Raw genomic sequence first — 584 nt, 5'->3', positions numbered from 1 at the left:
TTCTTCATCAGCGCGATTATAGAAATCGCCAATAGTTAAGATTCCGTTTAAATCATCAATCAAATCCTCTTTTGTTAGATGAAACATTTCTACAGCCAATTTACACGCCCACAATTTACAACCTGAATCTGAAAGAATTTCTAAAAATTCACCAACTGGAGGCATGTCTAATTTCTCCATTTCTTTTTTCATCATCTTACTAGCCAAAGCTTCCATACCAGGCAAACCACCCAACATTGTTGGAATATGCATGGCAGGGTTACCCACAGTAGCCACATGTAAATGTTCTAATTTTTTCTTTTGAATGGCCTCTAAACCAAAAAATGTAAAAAATATTTCAGATTCAATTCCTTCCATTCGTGCACCATTCGCCATAATGAATGCAGCATATACGTTTTCTATAGTTGCTTTTGATAGAATAAAAAGCATTTTTCGAACTTTTGTTTTTCCCATGATTTCTTAGGTTTTAAATACAGCTTTTAGGTTTTGGAACTCCTGCAATTTTCGTAGAAACTTTTAACGGTCCACCTGGAAAAAGTTCATAAAATTCTTTAATATCAATTACGCCACTATTTTTAATTCCT

The 584-nt window shown here is 33.7% G+C and carries 2 protein-coding genes; both read right to left on the bottom strand.

Translation table 11 applies throughout. From position 1 onward, the window contains the following. On the bottom strand, positions 1-453 hold a 453-nt coding region (locus tag IU405_RS05475; RefSeq protein WP_197437608.1), incomplete at its 3' end, for a DsrE/DsrF/DrsH-like family protein. A 13-nt stretch (positions 454-466) separates the two neighbouring features. Beyond that, the gene (locus IU405_RS05470) at positions 467-556 is read right to left on the bottom strand and encodes a TusE/DsrC/DsvC family sulfur relay protein (RefSeq protein WP_317193350.1); all 90 of its coding nucleotides are present in this window, start codon (positions 554-556) and stop codon (positions 467-469) included. Positions 557-584: the final 28 nt, after the last annotated feature.

The sequence above is a fragment of the Polaribacter sp. BAL334 genome (assembly GCF_015767435.1).
Classification (GTDB): Bacteria; Bacteroidota; Bacteroidia; order Flavobacteriales; family Flavobacteriaceae; genus Polaribacter.
This window is presented reverse-complemented; position numbering and strand designations above follow the sequence as displayed.